The following is a 1,202-nucleotide window of genomic DNA, read 5'->3' on the forward strand; positions in this document are numbered from 1 at the left end:
CTGGAGGCCTTCCGCCGCCGGGCCACCCTGGGGGAGGTCTGCGGGGTCTTGCGGGAGGAGTGGGGGGAGTACCAGCCCGGGAGGTAGCATGGAGGGCGAAGCCGAGCTCTGGGGCTTTTTGGAGGGCTGGAAGGTGGTGCACGCGCACAAAAGCCCGGCGGGGTGAGGCCACCCCGCCGCGGCGCGGGTAGGGTTTAGGAACCTTGCTTCAGCCGCTCCACCACGGAGCGGTCCTCGAGGGTGGAGGTGTCCCCCTTGATCTCCTGCTCCCCGGCGGCGATCTGCCGGAGGAGGCGGCGCATGATCTTGCCCGAGCGGGTCTTGGGCAGGGCGTCGGTGAAGCGGATCTCGTCGGGGCGGGCGATGGGGCCGATGACCTTGGCCACGTGGGCCCTGAGCTCCTCCCGGAGGGTTTCCGAGGGGGCGTGCCCCTCCTTCAGGGTCACGAAGGCCACGATGGCCTCTCCCTTCAGAGGATCGGGCCTGCCCACCACCGCCGCCTCGGCCACCGCGGGGTGGGCCACCAGGGCCGACTCAATCTCCATGGTGCCCAGGCGGTGCCCGGCCACGTTCAGCACGTCGTCCACCCGGCCCAGGATGAGGTAGTAGCCGTCCTTGTCCCGGCGCGCCCCGTCCCCGGTGAAGTAAACGCCGGGGTGCTGGCTGAAGTACTGCTGCAGGAAGCGCTCGGGGTCGCCCCAGACGGTGCGGAGCATGCTGGGCCAGGGGCGGGTGATGCAGAGGTGGCCGCCCTCGTCGGGGTTCTCCACGGGGCGGTGCTCGCTGTCCAAAATCTCGGGCACCACGCCGAAGAAGGGCTTCCCGGCGTGCCCCGGCTTCATGGCGTGGGCCCCGGGCAGGGTGGTGATCATGATGCCCCCCGTTTCCGTCTGCCACCAGGTGTCCACGATGGGGCAGCGGCCCTTGCCGATGACGTTGTAGTACCAGAGCCAGGCCTCGGGGTTGATGGGCTCGCCCACGGTGCCGAGGAGCCTCAAGGTGTCCAGGCGGTGCTTGAGGGGCCACCCTTCCCCCCACTTCATGAAGCTCCGGATGGCGGTGGGAGCGGTGTAGAGGATGGTGACCCCGTACTTGTCCACGATCCGCCAGAAGCGGTCGGGCTCGGGCCAGTTGGGGGCCCCCTCGTACATCACCGTGGTGGCCCCGTTCAGAAGAGGCCCGTAGACCACGTAGGAGTGCCC

At 69.6% G+C, this 1,202-nt stretch carries 1 protein-coding gene; it reads right to left on the reverse strand.

Annotation, left to right across the window (positions count from 1 at the left end; translation table 11 throughout):
* Positions 1-194 precede the first annotated feature (194 nt).
* A partial coding sequence (locus tag AC01Y6_RS10410; protein WP_476671449.1) for an AMP-binding enzyme occupies positions 195-1,202 on the reverse strand: 1,008 nt, incomplete at its 5' end.

Source organism: Thermus sp. (genome assembly GCF_056332225.1).